This is a genomic window from Kribbella pratensis (genome assembly GCF_004365355.1).
Lineage (GTDB): Bacteria > Actinomycetota > Actinomycetes > Propionibacteriales > Kribbellaceae > Kribbella.
Genome location: NZ_SODP01000003.1, coordinates 741,388 through 757,641 on the forward strand (window position 1 = coordinate 741,388; position 16,254 = coordinate 757,641).

A 16,254-nucleotide genomic window follows, 5' to 3' on the forward strand; every position below is an offset into this window, starting at 1 on the left:
CGCAGCGGTACTAACGGCTGTAGGTGGTGAGGAAGCGGTCGCGGAAGGTGTCCATTGGCCAGACCGGTGCGCCGGCGGCGGGGCGCAGCCCGGTCTGCCAGCCCCAGTCCGCGGCCCGATCCGTTACGGCTGGGTCGGCGGCGATGATGCTCACCGGTACGTCGTGGCTCGCCCCATTGCCTGACACGATGCTGGCCGGCTGATGGTCGCCGAGGACGACGAGCACCAGGTTGCGGTCGTGGAGCTGCTGTACGAACGAGGTCAGGGCGTCGAGCGAGTAGGCGATGGACTGTGCGTACGCCGCCTTCACACGGTCCGGCTGGCGCCATACGTCCTCAGGAGAGTCGCCCTCGGCCGGCATCGGGTCGAAGACCGAGCCGTCACCCAGCTGGCTCCAGTCGACCATCCGGGGGAGTGGCGCCCAGGGAGTGTGGCTGGAAACCAGGTCGAGCTCGGCCATGACTGGAGCGCGGTTCGGTTTGTCCAGCTCCAGCCGCTGGAATGCGGCCAGGGTGTACTGGTCAGGCATCGAGGCATAGCTGAACGACGGCCCGGCGTACCCGACGTTCCGGCGGTCGTAAACCGTGTCGTAGTGGTAGTAGCTCTTCGCCACCGACCAGTCCTCGTTATTGGACGGTACGTCGGCCACCGTCCGCCAGCCGGCCCGACCGAACGCGTCGGCGAGGGTGACCCGGTCCAGGGTGACGAGGTGGTCGTACCGCTGCTGGTTGTTCACCCACAGCCCGGACTGCAGAGTGGAGTGCGCCAGCCAGCTGATGCCGCCGAAGGTCGGCGAGGTGAGGAAGCCGCTGCGCGAGGAGAAGCCGGCTTGCTGCAGCCGCCGGTCCCCGGCCACGAGCGCCGACCCGACGGCAGGAGAGTCGAGCGCCGTGCGTCCGTAGCTCTCCACGAAGACCAGCAGCACGTCCTTCCCCCGAAGGCCGGTCAGCAGGTCGCTGCCCGGGGTGTTGCGGAAAGGATCCTGCTTGAGGGCCCGTACGAACTCCCGCTGGTCGCGGAGGTCGGCACGGACCTGTGTTGTGAGCCGGGCCGCGGAGGCCGAGGCAGGTCGCACGGGCTCCGGTCCGACGCCGGTCAGCACGGGCACGATCGAGAGCACGGCCAGTACGGCGACGATCCGGATCGTCGACCGCCGATGTCTCGCCACAAGCCGGGTCACCCGCAGTGCCGACAGCGGCAGCAGGGCAAGCAGGCCCACGCAGAGGAGTCCGACCCCGATGAAGACTGCGATCGCGCCGACTCGGCCGATCGAGTCGCTGAGCAGGCCCAGCGCGGAGCCGACGTACGCCGCGTCGTACACGGGGTGGAAAGCGCGGTCGAAGGCGAAGTAGAAGCCTCTGTCGAGCAGCCGCAGAACCAGCAGCACCCCGACGAGGAGCCCGCCGATCAGCGCGAGGAAGCGTGCGGGTCTCGACGGCAGTACGCAGACGAGAAGGACGAACACCAGGCCCTCGAGCGGGATCCGGAGGAAGGAGGCCGGCGACAGGCTGCCGGTGTGGTCCGGCACGACGAGCGCGGCCCACAGCAGGAGCACCGCGACCGCCGACGCCACGGTGGCACGAGTGCCGCGCGGGCTTCCGGCCTGGCGCCACAGCCCCCAGATCTGACGGCCGAACGACTCGGCCAGCAGTCCCAGAGCGATGAGCAGCACCACCCTGGTCACGGCATCGGGCAGGATGCCGCTCGCCGCGACGGTGAGGGTGATGCCCTGGATCGCGGCGACGACCTTGGCCCAGTAGCGAGGCGGGAGCGAGCCGCGCAGCCACGGCAACGCCCAGCTGGCGGCAACGAACAGATAGCGGGCCGCACCGATCGCAAGCACCCACCAACCCGCCGTACCGGCGACGTACACGCTCAGGACCAGGATCAGGAACGCGTCGACCTCCATGTCGAAGCGCGCGCCGAACGCCGAAGCGGTACCGGTACGCCGAGCGATCTGGCCGTCCACGCCGTCGAGGACCAGCGCGATCGTCGAGAGCGTCACGAGGATCGCCACCGGCGCCTGGCCGCCGAACGAGTCCGCCGTGAGTGCCGCGACCCCGCAGGCGAGGACCGCGCGGGCCAGTGTCACTCTGTCCGCAGGCCCGAGCCCGTCACGACGGTGATGGGCCATCGCGCGGGCGAGCAGCGCGGCAAGGCCAGCTCCGGAGACGACACCGGTCACCCACCCGGCGACGTCCAGGCCGATGACGGCTGCGAGCACGCCGAGGAGGACGAGCAGACCGGCGAAGCCGACGAGCGGGCCGGTCAGGATGCGGCTGCGCACTCGACCCTGAACCAGGCGCACAATGCCTCCGTATCTACGGGTACGAGACTCATACGAGAACAGCGTCGCACCGGTTCATCGGGGCGGGCGAAGGAGGCTGCGGTGCCGGCCGAAGTACGCGCGTTCTGGATCGGCGAACCCCACGCGGGCTACGAGAGGTCGTTGTGAGACAGGTGCACGTCCTGGTCCCGGATGGGATCGACGATCCGCTGCGGCCGAGCGGCGGCAACGTCTACGACCGCCGAGTTTGTCGCGGCCTCATGGCACTCGGCTGGTCGGTCCACGAGCACGCCGTGGCCGGCCAGTGGCCCCGCCCTGACGCGCCGGCACGCTTGGCCGCAGCCGCGGCGCTGGCCCGGGTCCCGGACGGCGGGGTGGTGCTGGTCGATGGCCTGCTGGCCTCGGTGCTCCCAGAGGTGATGGAGCCGGAGGCCGACCGCCTGCGGCTCGTCGTACTCCTGCACATGCCGCGGGACGATGCGCGGGAGGTCGCCGCTCTGTCGGCGGCATCGGCGATCGTGGCCACGAGTGAATGGACCCAGCGGTGGCTGCTCGACCATTACGACCTGCCCAGGGATCAGGTGTACGTCGTACGGCCCGGGGCTGACATGGCCGAGGTGGCAGCGGGTTCGGCGTCAGGCGGGCGGCTGCTGTGTGTCGGAGCGATCACCCCGGCCAAGGGCCCCGACGTCCTGCTCGAGGCGCTGGCCACGGTCGACGATCTGGCTTGGCAGTGCGTCTTCGTCGGTTCGCTGGAGCTTGATCTGGAGTTCGTCGACGCACTGCGCCGGCGCGCCAAGGACCGGCGCCTGGCCGACCGGGTGTGCTTCGCTGGCCCGCTCGCGGGCGCCGAACTGGAGCGTGCCTACGCAGAGGCGGACGCCTTGGTGCTGGCCTCTCAGTTCGAGACCTACGGCATGGTCGTCACCGAGGCGCTCGCCCGCGGGCTGCCGGTCGTGGCCACAGAGGTCGGCGGCGTACCGGAGGCTCTCGGCCACGCGTCCGACGGCAGCCGGCCTGGCGTGCTGGTCGCGCCGGACGACCCACACGCTCTCGCGCAGGCGTTGCGTCGGTGGCTGGGCGACCCGCTGGAGCGCGCTCGATTGCGCGCGGCGGCCAGGTCGCGGCGCCTGACGCTGTCCGACTGGGCGCAGACTTCACGCGAGTTGTCGGCCGTGCTGACCGAAGTCGCCGGATGAACCAGCGGCAGGTGACAGCCGTGTTAGTGGTACGAGTCCCAACTACGAGATCGGAACCGCCATCAGCCGAAGCATCTGGACCTGGGCGCGCTTGGCGGGCGGCGCCGCGATCCTTGCCGTTCTCGTGTGGCGGGTCGGCACGGGCCCGTTGGTGGATGGGCTCCGGCTGACGACCGGCTGGCCGATCGCCGCAGCGTTCGCGATCACGTCGCTGACCACGTTGTGCTGTGCATGGCGATGGAGGCTCGTCGCCCGCGGACTCGGCGTCGAGATGCCGCTGCGGACCGCGGTGGCTGCGTACTACCGGTCCCAGTTCCTCAACGCCACGCTGCCCGGCGGGGTGGTGGGCGACGTACACCGCGCCGTCCGTCACGGGCGTGAGGTCGGCGATCTGGGGAGGAGCCTGCGGGCCGTCGCGTGGGAGCGGGCGTCGGGATTTGCGGTGCAGCTTGTGCTGACGGTGGGTGTGCTGTTTCTGCTGCCCGCGGGCTCCTCTGTTCCCTCGGTCGCCGTGACGGTCGTCGTCGCCGGTGCGGCGCTGATCGTCGTACTCCTGTGCCTGAACCGACGTCGGCTCTCCTCGCGGATCGGACGCGCCTTCATGAGCGATCTCCGCAACGCGGTCCTCGCGCCGCGGGCCTGGCCGGGCATCGTGCTCGCCTCTGTCGTCGCCGTGCTCGGCCATGCGTCGGTGTTCCTGATCGCAGTACGAGCGACCGGGGCAGACGTGTCGCCGGCTCGGCTGCTACCTCTGGCGCTGGTCGTGCTGACGGCCTCGGCGGTGCCGACGAACATCGCAGGCTGGGGCCCGCGCGAGGGCGCGGCCGCATGGGCGTTCAGTTCGCTCGGACTCGGCGCGGCCCTGGGCGTCACCGTCGCGGTGGTCTACGGCATGCTCGCGCTGGTCGCCACGCTGCCCGGAGCCGTCGTTCTGTTACTCGCGCGCCGCCGCACCCGGGACAGCGCGCCCGGCCCGACCGAGGCACCGGCACGGATCGGCAGTGCCTTAAACACCTGACCAGCAATGCCCCTGAACTCAGAGAGTCCAGAGGCATCGCGGTCGAGGAGGGCAAGTACTGCTGGAGGTAACTATGTCGTGAAGGCGAAGAACCACGCCTAACGCGAGCCGATGCCTGAGTTGGGTGCTCATGCGGCAAGCGGCACACATGAGCTGTGCCTAAGGGCGTGTGCGCCAGTCGCTCAGGATCGCGTAGACGTAGGCAGGCCCGCGAACCAATCGATTGATCTCACCTGGACCCTCTAGCGGCATCAGGTCGAAGGCCTTCCGAAACTGGCTGATATGGATCGGATAGCCAGTTCGGTCTGGGACGACGGTTGTGCCGTCGATCCGGTACGTGAACGGAAGATGTGTTTTGGTGTGGAACTCCTGGCCCTCGCAGGCCTTCATGCGTTCCCAGACACTCTCGAAGCTGGCCATGAGATCAGACTGCGCCTCAGGGCGCCTTCGCGACAGTACAACTCTCGGGCTATGCGCCAGCCACTCTCGCCGGGAAGTCAGCAGGCGCGGCTCGCAAGATCGTTCGCTGCTGTGTCGATCTGCTCAGCAGAGGTTGTCAGACTCTGAACTGTCGCAGTTGCTTTCGTCTTCGTCGCGCCTGATTGGCGCAGAACTCCGGCTGCGTCAGTCACACTCGAGAGATTGGGCACCGTGCCGCCCTGCGCTTGGACACTCTGTACGGACGCCTGAATGGACGTGATCTCTGTCTGCAGATCCTGCTCGGCGCTCGCCAGGTCCGCGGTAGCGGTTTCGAAATCCCCTTCGGCAGTCATGAGGTCCCCGTACGCGGTGCCCTCGTCGCTGATCCTGGTGAACACGTCGATACAGGCAGCCGATTTCACGGCGGCGAGAGCAGCACGCTGCGCCTTGAGGGCGCTCTGTACCTTGCCGAGTGCTGCCGTCAATCCGCCGGCGGCTGTCTGGACGGCGGTGGTCAGCGCGGGGACATTGCCGACGCTCTCGGCGAGTGCTTGCTCTTCGCCTGCGAGTGCTGCCGCCGCACTGGCGTCCGCGGCGGCCTTGGCCTGCTGTGCCCGCTCAGCGGAGACACGCGTCGCGAGCGCTTCAACAGCACGGTTGTACGCCTCGATCGTCGAGCGCGAGTAAGTCACGGTCCGAACACCGCCGTTCGTCTGGGGTACAGACAGGATCAAGGTGTCGCCTGACAACGTCCCCGTGATCGTGGTGAGACCGTCAACAGTCAGGTTCAGCGCACCTTTCGAAACACGCCCCCGGATACTGGCGTTCGAGCTTTCAGTGGCTGGCCCGTCCGACTTGCTCGATGCAGAGACCGCTTGATAGGTCCCCGTCAGTACGCCGTCGCCGTCCTCGGTCCACTGAACGATCGACAGCTGATCAGACGCCGTTGCCACGAACGTCGCAGGACCCTTGTCTCTTGCTGACGTACAACCAGAAAGAAATACACCGATCAGCATCAGCACTATTGGCAGACGCAACATGACCCCCAGTCGAGCACACAGGCCGGTGCGCTTGCCCGCCCTCTCTCAGAATCGTTTGCACACGCTGCTGCGTTACACCAAGCAACGAAGTGATCTGAAGGCGCTGGAGGTTAGCCTGCAGGTGTTCGTACGCTGGGGACGCGAGGATCTGACGGCGTCAGCTCGGAGTACGCGGTCAGGGCCGCGCGGGATGACGATCCAGCGGAGATCCCGCACCAGGAATCAATTAGCGGGGCAACGGCAGGCCGATACCGGCGAGGCAATAGAACGAGTTGAGAGCTAGCACCGCCTGTGCTGCTATCTGACGACGATCCCATGAGACGGTGACCGGGGGCCACAGTGGCGCAGGCGGACGATCTGGTGTTGACCATCGCGCGACACCTTGAGGTGGATTGGCAGTACGTCGAGCATGTCGAAGCTGGGAACGTTGATCGGATCGCCGAGGTTCGCTCGGCTGGTCGTCGCGCGGGCGGTTGCTCGGTTGGAGGGTTGCGACCTTCCAGTCCGATCCGCGCAAGCGCGAAGACGGCAGGGTCGTCGCAGCCGTAACTGTGCGCGAACCTCCGAGCGAGGAGGACAGGGCGCGCATGGACGAGCGGTCACGTCTCCTCATTGACAGGCTCTCCCAGGCGCCGGGCGACGGGGCCTTAGGGCCGCCCGCCACACGATGAGCTCCCGACCCCTTCGCGGTCCGGCGCTCACTACTGGGTTGCAGATTGTCTGTACGGAATGTGGTGGAGGTGTTGGGGAGTGGCGCCTGGCCGTTGGGACCTTGTGCAAGTACTCCCGATGGGAGCGGTATCGGCTGAGCGATAGAAGCTGCGTGTGGGAAGGTGCGCACGTGCGGGAACCTATGCCTGGCGAACCGACCGTGGTCCTGGCTTCGGGCGGACCAGCTGATGCTGAGCGGGCCTCACCGGCCTTCGCAAGATGCTGTTCTGGACTACCTGATCTCAGTGACCGGTGAGGGCTTGGCGGCCGAGACCGTGGTCAGAGCTTTGAAAGGGGATCCGGTGGTTGCCTACCCCAGCGACCTGGCTGACCGGTTCCGTGCTTGGCTGGCGTCCGTCAGCGGCGAAGCCTCGAGGGGCAGCTCCGGTAGAGGCGAACTGGGCAAATCGCGGGCATGTGACGTCGCGCTTCCAGCTGCGGTCGACATGCCACCCAGCCGGTCGGGAAGGGTCAGCTGAGTTCGACCTCGAGGCAGGCGCCGAGATGCAGGCACTCAGCGCCGAAGTAGCTGGGTTCTTCGCTGCCTCACGCGAAGGGTGACCAAGAGGGCGCGACCAGAAAGGTGCGCCCTCTTCGTCAAAGGTCAGACCTCAGCCGGGAACTTCGCGCCGGTGTTGCTGTGGCAGCGGTAGCCGTTGGGGTTCTTGTAGAGGTACTGCTGGTGGTAGCCCTCGGCGTAGTAGAAGGTGGTGGCGGGGGCGATTTCGGTGGTGATGTCGCCGTAGCCGAGGGGCTTGATCACGGGGGCGTACAGGTCGCGGGTGCGCTCGGCCTCGGCGCGCTGGGCGTCGGTGGTGTAGTAGATGGCCGAGCGGTACTGCGAACCGAGGTCATTGCCCTGGCGCATGCCCTGTGTCGGGTCGTGGGTCTCCCAGAAGACCTTCAGCAGATCCGTGAAGGTGGTCTTGGTGGGGTCGTAGACGACACGGACGGCCTCGGTCTGGCCGGTGCGGCCGGTGCAGACCTCTTCGTACGTCGGGTTGGGGGTGTAACCGCCCGCGTAGCCCACGGCCGTGGTGTACACGCCGGGCTGCTGCCAGAAGATCTCCTCGGTACCCCAGAAGCATCCGGTGCCGAACCAGACCTCCTCGAACCCCTCGGGCGCGGCGGCGGTCTGCGGCGTGTGCAGGACGATGTTCTCGTCCGGTACGGCGAATCCGGGGGTGTCCCGCCCGGGCAGGGCGGCCGACGGCTCGACCATGGCGGTGTTGCGGGTGAAGAACGACATTCTCACGCCTCTCGCAGAGTGACTCTCATAGTCTCTCAACGCCAGATGTAAGGCGAACCTTCCCCGCACCCCTTACGGCGCGATGACGTGCCGGATCCGCACGCCATCACAATCGGGCGTCCAGGCAAGAACCCGGCGGGCGGCGGGATGTGAGGCGCGATTGTGATGGTGTGGGGATCCGCAGTTACGCGATCATCGCCGCGGAACGCCGGGCCCGCGTTGCGCCGGTGGTGAGGGCGGCGTACGACGTGGCAAGTCGGCGTACTCCGTCACGGAGCGCATCCACGGGCAGCGTGTACGGCAATCGGATGAACGACTCCAGGCCGCCGTCGGGGGAGAACCGTGCGCCGGCCACCAGCAGTACGCCGTTCCGCTCGGCCAGCCCGACCAGGCTCGACCCGACCGGCTCCGGCAGCTCGCACCACAACGACAGCCCGCCGCCCGGGAGCCGGAATCGCCACGACGGCAGCTCTTCGGACACGGCCTGGGCCAAGGCGTCGCGCTGATGGGCGATCGTCAGCCGCCGGTCGGGTAATAACGACTCGCGCTCCCGGAGTAGTTGCGCTGCAACTAGTTGCTCGAGCACAGGCGCACCGAGATCGAGCGACGCGCGGGCGTCGAGCACCTGGGCGACCAGCGCCTCCGGCACCCGCATCCAGCCGATCCGCAGGCCGCCCCAGAACAGCTTGCTCGCCGAGCCGACCGTGATCACGCCGTCCGGGTTGTACGACGCGAACGGCGGCGGCATCTCCTGTCCGTCCAGCGACAACCCGTACAGCGTCTCGTCGACGATCACCGTCGTCCGGCTCCGCGCGAACGCGGCGGCCAACTGCTTGCGGTCCGTTGCCGGCATCAACCACCCGGTCGGGTTCTGGAAATCCACCACCATCCACGCGGCCCGCGGCGCGGTCTGCCTGATGGTTGCCTCCAGCAATGGAAGGTCCCAGCCGTCCGGGCCCATCGGGGTGGCGACGATCCGGCATCCGCTGTGCCGGATCGCGTCGACTGAGTTGGGGTGCGTGGGGCTCTCGGTCAGTACCCGGTCGCCGATCTGCGTCATCGCGCGGATCGCGATCGACGTCGCGGCCAGTGCGCCGGCGGTAATGATGATCTGGTCGGGCGAGGTCGGCAGCCCGCGTTCGGCGTACACGGCCGCGACCTCCGCGCGCAGCTCCGGCAAGCCCTGTGGGTGATAGCCAGGGGTGGCGAGCTGCGCCGGGAGGTCATCCATGGCCGATGCGACCGCCGCGCTGATCCCCGGGATGGCGGCGGGGGCAGCCGCGGTGAAGTCGTAGTGTCCGTCGGTCTCGAACGTCGGCGCGTGATGCCGGCTGAGTGAGGGCTGGACGGGACCCGGGAGAGCGGTGACGCTGCCCGAACCGCGGCGACTGATCACGTACCCGCGGTCGCGCAGTTCCCGGTACGCCGATGCGACTGTCGTCCTGCTCACGCCGAGACTCTCGGTCAGCTCGCGCTCGCTCGGCAGCCGCGATCCGGGCGTGATCCGGCCGTCCGCGATCAGCAGCCGAAGCCGCTCGGCGAGCAGCCAGTACGCCGGGCCGGTGCCGTCGGCCCAGGCACCGAGCAGGCCGACGAGGGTGCTGGCCGGGAAATATTGCCCCTTCATGCAGTCCACTATGGCGTAATTGGCTATCGAATACCAGGCCACTTAGCGCCGACACTGGAGAACGTGACCGCCACTCCGGATGCCCCGCCGCGTCAGCTCGCGCCCATCAACCCGATCCAGCAGCTGAAAGCAGGCCACCTGCCGCGTCGCCTGGTCCAGCTGTACGTCGGACTGACGCTGTACGGCGCCTCGATGGGCCTGATGATCCAGGGCAACCTCGGACTGGATCCGTGGGACGTGTTCCACTCCGGCATCACGAGGCATTTCCCGTTCAGCTTCGGCACCGTGGTGATCGCGGTCAGCTTCGTCGTACTGCTGGCCTGGATTCCGCTGCGGCAGTGGCCCGGCCTCGGCACGATCAGCAACGCCATCGTGATCGGCCTGGTCACCGACCTCACCCTGGCCACGGTCGACCGTCCGGACGCGCTCTGGCTCCGGATCGTCTTCATGCTGGCCGGTGTCGTCGTCAACGCGCTCGCCGGCGCGCTTTACATCGGCGCGCAGTTCGGCCCCGGTCCGCGCGACGGGCTGATGACGGGGCTGGTACGTCGTACCGGCCTGAGCGTCCGCCTCGTCCGTACGTCGATCGAGCTCACCGTCCTCGCGACCGGCTTCCTCCTCGGCGGATCGATCGGCGTCGGCACCGTCGTGTACGCCCTCGCGATCGGCCCGCTCGTCCACTTCCTGCTACCGATCTTCACCGTCCGCCTGAAATCCTGAGGCGTGAGCACTTATCGGTTCTCGGCGCCGCTCTGGCAGTACCCGGGCGAAGGCAGCTGGTACTTCGTCGCGGTCCCGGAGGACATCAGCGACGACATCGCGGACCTGACCGCGGGCCGGCGCAAGGGATTCGGGTCGGTACGCGTCAGCGTGACAGTCGGCGGAAGCACGTGGCAGACGTCCCTGTTCCCCAGCAAGTCCGGCACCTACCTACTCCCGGTAAAGAAACCGGTCCGCCTCGCCGAGGCCTTACTCGAAGGCACACCAGTCGACGCCCGACTAGACCTCCTCGACTTCTAGGCCACATCACGCCGACCGCCGCCGGCCGACACGCGACTGGACGTCGTCCACTTCTAGGCCGGTGTAAGGCGGCGCCGCCGGCCGGTGCGCGGCTGGACGTCGTCGACTTCTAGACCGCAGTACGCCGCCGCCAGTCGCCGCGCGGTTGGACGACGTCGACTCCTAGGTCGGTGTACGACGGACGCCAGTCGCCGCGCGGTTGGACGACGTCGACTCCTAGGTCGGTGTACGACGGACGCCGGCCGACGCGCGGCTGGACGTCGACCTCTAGGCCGGAGTACGCCGAACGCCGCCGGTCAACCGGCGGCGTTCGGCGCGCGTCAGTGCGTGCTGGTGATCGTTGACGGGTGGTGGCGTGATCAGCTGCTGGTGATTACTTGCTGGGGCCGGTCTGCTGCGGATTTCTGCTCGCGGTCTGGCCGGCTGCTCGGGTCCCGGTGTCTTGTCTCGCGGCCTCCGCCGTCTTGGTGGCTGCCGCCTGGGTCGAGTTGCGCACCGGCGCGACATCTCCGGCCGCTGCGGCGGCTCGTGCGGCCTCCGCCTTCGCTCGGATCGCCTTGGGGTCGCTTCCTGTCTGGAGCTGCGCAAAGTTCTCGCCCTGCGGCTGTCCCCCGACCTGCGGTTGTCCTTGGGTCTGAGGCTGTCCTTGGACCTGCGGTTGTCCCTGACCTTGCGACTGTCCCTGGACCTGCTGTTGTCCCTGGACCTGCTGTTGTCCCTGGACTTGGGGCTGTCCCTGGACTTGGGGCTGTCCCTGGGCGGGAGTTCCGACGGGCTGCTCGGCGTGGGCTTCGGGTGCCTCGGCGGCCCTGGTCCAGGTCTCGCTCCGGCTCACCGGCTGTTCGGCAGCCTCGGCCTGCTGCTGAGTGCCTTCCTGCCCGCCCTGGACTACCTGCTGACCGCTCGCCGCGACTGGCAGCTGAGACCCCTCACCGACCGCCTGCTCACCACCCTCAACCTGCTGCCCCTCAGCCACTTGCGGGCCTCCGGCAACCTGCTGACCCTCGCCAACTTGCTGACCGTCCCCGACTTGCTGGCCTTCGCGGACCTGTTGACCCTCGCCAACTTGCTGACCGTCCCCGACTTGCTGGCCTTCGCCGACCTGTTGACCCTCGCCAACTTGCTGACCGTCCCCGACCTGTTGACCGTCGCCGACTTGCTGGCCTTCGCCGGTCTGCTGGCCGTCGGCGGCCTGCTGGCCTTCGGGCTGCGGGCCGGTGGGCTGCTGCTGGTCTGACTCTCCGGTCTGGACGATTGGGTGCTGGCCTACGTTGTGGAGGTTTGGGTCGATCTCCGGCCGCTGGCTCGGCTGCTGGTTGACCTGCTGGCCCGGCTGCTGGTTGGCCTGTTGGTTGAGTTGCTGGCCTGAGCGGTCGACCTGGTTCAGTAGGGCGGCGAGGTTGGCGTTCTCCTGCTGGATCTGGGCCATTCGGGTCTCGATCAGCTGCTTGATCTCGCCCTGCAGCCGCTGGAACTCGGCCAGCGCCTGGACCAGCGCCTGTTCGGTCTCCCCAGCCGCCTGGCCGCCTGCCGCAGCCACGAGCTGCTGCATCACCGCCGCCCCCTGCTGCGCCTGCACCCGCCCGCCCTGGATCTGTTGCCTCTGGCCCTGACCTTGAACCTGTTGCCCTTGGCCCTGAACCGGCTGCTGACCAGCGCCCTGCTGCTGCCCGGGGCCGCCCTGCTGCTGACCGGCACCCTGTTGTTGACCGACGCCCTGTTGCTGCCCGGGTCGTGGCGCATACACCTCGGGTTTGAACGCGGTCTCCATCTGACCCTGGACCATGTTCGAGATCTGGGTCTTGGTCATGGTCGGGTCGTTGCCCATCGCCAGCCTGACGTTGGGATCGGCGTTCTTCGCCTCTTTGGCAGCCAGGACCATCGCGGCTTTGACCATCTTGGTCCCGTGCCGGACGTCCTGCCAGCGGGAGTACCGTCGCGCGGCCTGGCGGAGCGGGTTTCTGGTCGGGCTCTGCTGGCGCTGGGTCCGTTGCATCCGGTTGGTCGCGCGCTGGCTCATCGTCTGCGACGTGCCGGCGTGCAGATCCGGGCGGACCTGCCCGTTGACGCCTACCTGCGCCAGACGTGCCAGATGCGCGGGCGTCATCCGGGAGCTGCCGATGCGCGCCAGGACGTCCCTGTCCCAGTTCTTCACGTCGCGCGCGGCCAGTGCGTACCCGGCCTTCATCGTCTTTGTGCCGCGCGACCGCGCACGCCAACGGGAGATCCGCCCCTGCCCGGGCTCAGCGGAAGGCTCGCTCATGCCTCCACCTCGCTACGCTCGGCTCCGGCATGAGCGAGTTGCTCGGCTGTTCTGTTGATTCGCTCGCTGCGCTCGCTCATGGCAGGTCTCCTAGTCGATGTACACGGCGTAGTTGACCCCGACCGACGTCGTCAGCGGGTCCTTGCTGGGCTTGTTGCTGTAGAGGTGGATCTGGGCGCCCGGACGCAGCCAGACGGCGAGGTGCCGGCGACCGGTGCCGGCGCCTGGCTCCCACTCGTCGACGAAGGTGACGCTGCTCTCATCACCGATGTAGTCCGGCTGTCCCCAGTGCCTGGTGGCGAGCGACAGGTGCGCCGGCCAGTGCTCGTCCAGCCCCGCCTCGGCCGCGGCGATGTCGTCCGGACCGATGTCGTACGCCGACCAGCCGCTGTCCGGGCAGTCCGGGAACGCGAGCCCGTCGAACACGATCATCGTCGTCCCGCGCCGGGTGGTGAAACCCCAGGAGACCATCTCGTCGCCGATGACCTCGCCGGCCTCCAGCGGCCACGGCTGCCAGGTGGTCTGGCTCATCACCCGGTTCACCAGGGCGCGCACGACCTCCGGACCGGCTTCGTCGCCGTCGGGACCGGCGATCGTGCCCCAGTCCGGGATCTCGGCGAGGTCCGCCATCGCCAGGTCGTCCTGGTCGAGCGGCCTGTCCTGCGTCTTCATCCGGCCCCGTCGTCCTTCCTGATCAGTCCCCGGCGGTAACCACTGACCGCAACCGTAGGTGGCGCAGTGGGTCATTCGCCAGCCGGTTCGACGCGCCTGTGGACAACCTGGATCCCGGCAATCATCCGAGGGCACGTCGGCCGGCCATGCCCCGCCTGTGGACGGCCTGCACGGCCGGATCAGACCAGGCCGTACGCTGGTCCGGTGAACACGGAACACCACTACGGCTTCGAGACGCTCGCCATCCACGCCGGGAACGAGCCTGATCCGACCACCGGCTCGGTGGTCCCGCCGATCTACGCCACCAGCACCTACAAGCAGGACGGCGTCGGCGGGCTGCGCAACGGCTACGAGTACTCCCGCTCCGCGAATCCGACCCGGACGGCGCTCGAGGAGTGCCTGGCCGCGATCGAGGCGGGCAACCGCGGGTTCGCGTTCGCCAGCGGACTTGCCGCCGAGGACACCCTGATCCGCTCGCTGTGCGTGCCGGGTGACCACGTGGTGTTCCCCGACGACGCGTACGGCGGCACCTTCCGGCTGTTCTCCAAGGTGCTCGGCAACTGGGGCGTCGAGATGACGCCGGCCGCGGTCACCCACCCGGAGGCGATCCGCGCCGCGATCCAGCCCGGCAAGACCAAGGTCGTCTGGCTCGAGACCCCCACCAACCCGTTGTTGAACGTCGCGGACATCGCGATCGTCGCCCAGATCGCGCACGACGCCGGCGCCCTGCTGGTCGTCGACAACACGTTCGCCTCGCCGTACCTGCAGCAGCCGCTGGAGCTCGGCGCGGATGTGGTCGTCCACTCGACCACGAAGTACATGGGCGGCCACTCCGACGTGGTCGGCGGTGCGCTTGTCGTCCGCGACGCCGAGCTGGCCGAGAAGATCGCCTTCCACCAGAACGCGATCGGCGCCGTCGCCGGGCCGTTCGACTCGTGGCTGGTGCTGCGCGGCATCAAGACGCTCGGCGTCCGGATGGACCGGCACAGCGACAACGCCGAGAAGGTCGTCGAGTTCCTGCAGCGGCACAACTCGGTCAGCCAGGTGCTGTACCCCGGCATCGACGGGCACCCTGGTCACGAGACCGCCGCCAAGCAGATGAAGCGGTACGGCGGGATCGTGAGCTTCCGCGTCACCGGCGGCGAGAAGCACGCGCTGGACATCTGCAACAGGGCCGAGGTCTTCACGCTCGGCGAGTCCCTCGGCGGCGTCGAGTCGCTGATCGAGCACCCGGGCAAGATGACCCACGCCTCGGTCGCCGGTACGCCGCTGGAGGTGCCGGCCGACCTGATCCGCCTAAGCGTCGGTATCGAGACCGTCGACGACCTGCTGCTCGACCTCGACCGCGCGATGGCATGAGCTTCGTAGTGGCCGTCGACTTCGGGTCGACGTTCACGAAGGCGGTTGCCGTGGACATCGGCTCGGGCGAGTTGGTCGCCCGAGCCGAACACCGTACGACGATCGACACCGACGTGATGGACGGGTGGCATGCCTGCCGGGTCGCGCTCGAGGACGTCGATCGCGGCGTGAAGAAGGCCGAGGTGCTGGCCTGTTCGAGTGCGGGCGGCGGGCTGCGGATCGGTGTCGTGGGCAACGAAGAGCTCGTCACCGCGGAGGCGGGCAAGCGGGTCGCGTTGTCCAGTGGCGGCCGGGTAGTTGCCGTCGTCAACGGCGGGCTGACGGCAACCAGTCAGAGGGAGCTGCGCAAGGATCGCCCGGACGTCGTGCTGCTGCTCGGTGGGACCGACGGCGGCAACTCGGCGGTGCTGCTGAAGGCGGCCCAGACGCTGGCGAAGTACACGTGGCGGAAACCGGTCGTTGTCGCAGGCAACATCGACGCCCGGGACGAGATCCGCGAGATCCTCACCGAGGCCGCCGTACCGCACGTGCTCGCGGACAACGTCGTGCCGGAGATCGGTGTGTTCGCGCCGGACAGCGCGCGGGCGGCGATCCGCGAGATGTTCCTCGCGCACGTGATCGGCGGGAAGAACCTGTCCCGCGATCCGGCGTTCGCGAGCATGATCCGCGCCGCGACGCCGGACGTCGTACTGCGGGGCGTCGAGGTGCTCGCCGGCTTGCACGGCGATGTGGCGGTCGTCGACATCGGCGGCGCGACCACCGACGTGCACTCGGTGATCGAGCTCGACCCGGAGGACGCGAACCTCGGCCGGGAGGTCGTCGCCACCCATCCGGTCACCCGGACGGTCGAGGGCGATCTCGGCATGCGCTGGAGCGCCGTACCGGTGGTCGCCGCGGGCGCCGAGGCCGGGCTGATCGCGGACGCGGACGCAGTACGAGCAGCTGCAGAACGCCGGCATGACGATCCTTCGTTTCTGCCCAGTGACCAGCAGGAAGCGTCGTACGACGAGACGCTGGCGAGCGTCGCCGCGACGGTCGCGCTGAGGCGGCATGCGGGACGGCAGCGGATCGTGTTCGGGCCCGGCGGGCGGGTGATCGAGCGTTCCGGGAAGGACCTGCGCGAGGTGGACCTGCTGGTCGGATCCGGGGGCGTACTGCGGCATAACCCGCCGGAGGTCGCGGCCCGGATCCTGGGCTCGATCGGAACGAACGCGCAGGAGGAGGGCTGGCTCGTCCCGCAGCGGGCGGAAGTGTGCGTGGACTCGGACTACGTGCTCGCAGCCGTCGGCCTGCTGGCGGATGACGAGCCAAAGGCGGCGGAGGGGCTGGCGGCCCACATTCATGGAACCGGTGCGCGCGGGCACTAGTCTCAGCAGCAACCGAGCTGCG

At 68.5% G+C, this 16,254-nt stretch carries 13 protein-coding genes; 6 read left to right on the forward strand and 7 right to left on the reverse strand.

Going from position 1 to position 16,254, the window contains the following annotated elements; all coding sequences use genetic code 11:
• Nucleotides 1–10 precede the first annotated feature (10 nt).
• Nucleotides 11–2,308 (reverse strand): CDP-alcohol phosphatidyltransferase family protein, encoded by a 2,298-nt coding sequence (locus EV653_RS31425; protein WP_202871915.1) that lies wholly within the window; start codon nt 2,306–2,308, stop codon nt 11–13.
• A 143-nt stretch (nt 2,309–2,451) separates the two neighbouring features.
• Here EV653_RS31425 and EV653_RS31430 point away from each other — a divergent pair, with 143 nt between their 5' ends.
• Entirely contained in the window at nt 2,452–3,486 is a 1,035-nt protein-coding gene (locus EV653_RS31430; RefSeq protein ID WP_134108192.1) for a glycosyltransferase family 4 protein, read from the forward strand.
• Nucleotides 3,487–3,577: 91 nt separating this feature from the next.
• A complete protein-coding gene (locus tag EV653_RS31435; protein ID WP_202871916.1) occupies nt 3,578–4,504 on the forward strand; it encodes a lysylphosphatidylglycerol synthase transmembrane domain-containing protein in 927 nt (308 codons plus the stop codon).
• A gap of 159 nt (nt 4,505–4,663) precedes the next feature.
• Here EV653_RS31435 and EV653_RS31440 read toward each other — a convergent pair whose 3' ends face one another.
• The 4 genes from EV653_RS31440 to yczR form a co-directional block, all read right to left on the reverse strand.
• On the reverse strand, nt 4,664–4,924 hold the full coding sequence (locus EV653_RS31440) for a hypothetical protein (protein ID WP_134108196.1): 261 nt from the start codon (nt 4,922–4,924) through the stop codon (nt 4,664–4,666).
• Nucleotides 4,925–5,001: 77 nt separating this feature from the next.
• A complete protein-coding gene (locus EV653_RS31445) occupies nt 5,002–5,964 on the reverse strand; it encodes a hypothetical protein (RefSeq protein WP_134108198.1) in 963 nt (320 codons plus the stop codon).
• A gap of 1,315 nt (nt 5,965–7,279) precedes the next feature.
• Nucleotides 7,280–7,924 carry a peptide-methionine (S)-S-oxide reductase MsrA gene (gene msrA / locus EV653_RS31450; RefSeq protein WP_134108200.1) on the reverse strand — a complete coding sequence of 215 codons (645 nt, stop codon included), beginning with the start codon at nt 7,922–7,924 and terminating at the stop codon, nt 7,280–7,282.
• A gap of 184 nt (nt 7,925–8,108) precedes the next feature.
• Nucleotides 8,109–9,551 carry a MocR-like transcription factor YczR gene (yczR, locus tag EV653_RS31455; protein WP_134108202.1) on the reverse strand — a complete coding sequence of 481 codons (1,443 nt, stop codon included), beginning with the start codon at nt 9,549–9,551 and terminating at the stop codon, nt 8,109–8,111.
• A gap of 63 nt (nt 9,552–9,614) precedes the next feature.
• Here yczR and yczE point away from each other — a divergent pair, with 63 nt between their 5' ends.
• Together yczE and EV653_RS31465 are read left to right on the forward strand one after the other, a co-directional pair.
• On the forward strand, nt 9,615–10,271 hold the full coding sequence (yczE, locus tag EV653_RS31460; RefSeq protein ID WP_134108204.1) for a membrane protein YczE: 657 nt from the start codon (nt 9,615–9,617) through the stop codon (nt 10,269–10,271).
• Between the two features lie 3 nt (nt 10,272–10,274).
• Nucleotides 10,275–10,571, forward strand: coding sequence for a DUF1905 domain-containing protein (locus EV653_RS31465; protein ID WP_134108206.1), 297 nt, complete (start codon nt 10,275–10,277; stop codon nt 10,569–10,571).
• Nucleotides 10,572–10,944: 373 nt separating this feature from the next.
• On the opposite strand, the gene EV653_RS31470 is transcribed toward EV653_RS31465, so the two are convergent.
• Nucleotides 10,945–12,834 (reverse strand): hypothetical protein, encoded by a 1,890-nt coding sequence (locus tag EV653_RS31470; protein ID WP_134108208.1) that lies wholly within the window; start codon nt 12,832–12,834, stop codon nt 10,945–10,947.
• 90 nt (nt 12,835–12,924) lie between these two features.
• Nucleotides 12,925–13,506 (reverse strand): hypothetical protein, encoded by a 582-nt coding sequence (locus EV653_RS31475; RefSeq protein ID WP_134108210.1) that lies wholly within the window; start codon nt 13,504–13,506, stop codon nt 12,925–12,927.
• Nucleotides 13,507–13,710: 204 nt separating this feature from the next.
• Between EV653_RS31475 and EV653_RS31480 the strand changes: the two genes are divergently transcribed.
• Both EV653_RS31480 and EV653_RS31485 read left to right on the forward strand, forming a co-directional pair.
• A complete protein-coding gene (locus EV653_RS31480; RefSeq protein ID WP_134108212.1) occupies nt 13,711–14,865 on the forward strand; it encodes a cystathionine gamma-synthase in 1,155 nt (384 codons plus the stop codon).
• Nucleotides 14,862–16,232 carry a glutamate mutase L gene (locus EV653_RS31485; protein ID WP_134108214.1) on the forward strand — a complete coding sequence of 457 codons (1,371 nt, stop codon included), beginning with the start codon at nt 14,862–14,864 and terminating at the stop codon, nt 16,230–16,232. Before EV653_RS31480 ends, EV653_RS31485 begins: the two co-directional genes overlap by 4 nt.
• The last annotated feature ends 22 nt before the right edge of the window (nt 16,233–16,254 follow it).

Coding starts and splice junctions, on each gene's coding strand:
- EV653_RS31440 (WP_134108196.1), bottom strand. CDS start 4,924: ATGGCCAGCTTCGAGAGTGTCTGGGAACGCATGAAGGCCTGCGAGGGC.
- EV653_RS31445 (WP_134108198.1), bottom strand. CDS start 5,964: ATGTTGCGTCTGCCAATAGTGCTGATGCTGATCGGTGTATTTCTTTCT.
- msrA (WP_134108200.1), bottom strand. CDS start 7,924: ATGTCGTTCTTCACCCGCAACACCGCCATGGTCGAGCCGTCGGCCGCC.
- EV653_RS31485 (WP_134108214.1), top strand. CDS start 14,862: ATGAGCTTCGTAGTGGCCGTCGACTTCGGGTCGACGTTCACGAAGGCG.
- EV653_RS31470 (WP_134108208.1), bottom strand. CDS start 12,834: ATGAGCGAGCCTTCCGCTGAGCCCGGGCAGGGGCGGATCTCCCGTTGG.
- yczR (WP_134108202.1), bottom strand. CDS start 9,551: ATGAAGGGGCAATATTTCCCGGCCAGCACCCTCGTCGGCCTGCTCGGT.
- EV653_RS31475 (WP_134108210.1), bottom strand. CDS start 13,506: ATGAAGACGCAGGACAGGCCGCTCGACCAGGACGACCTGGCGATGGCG.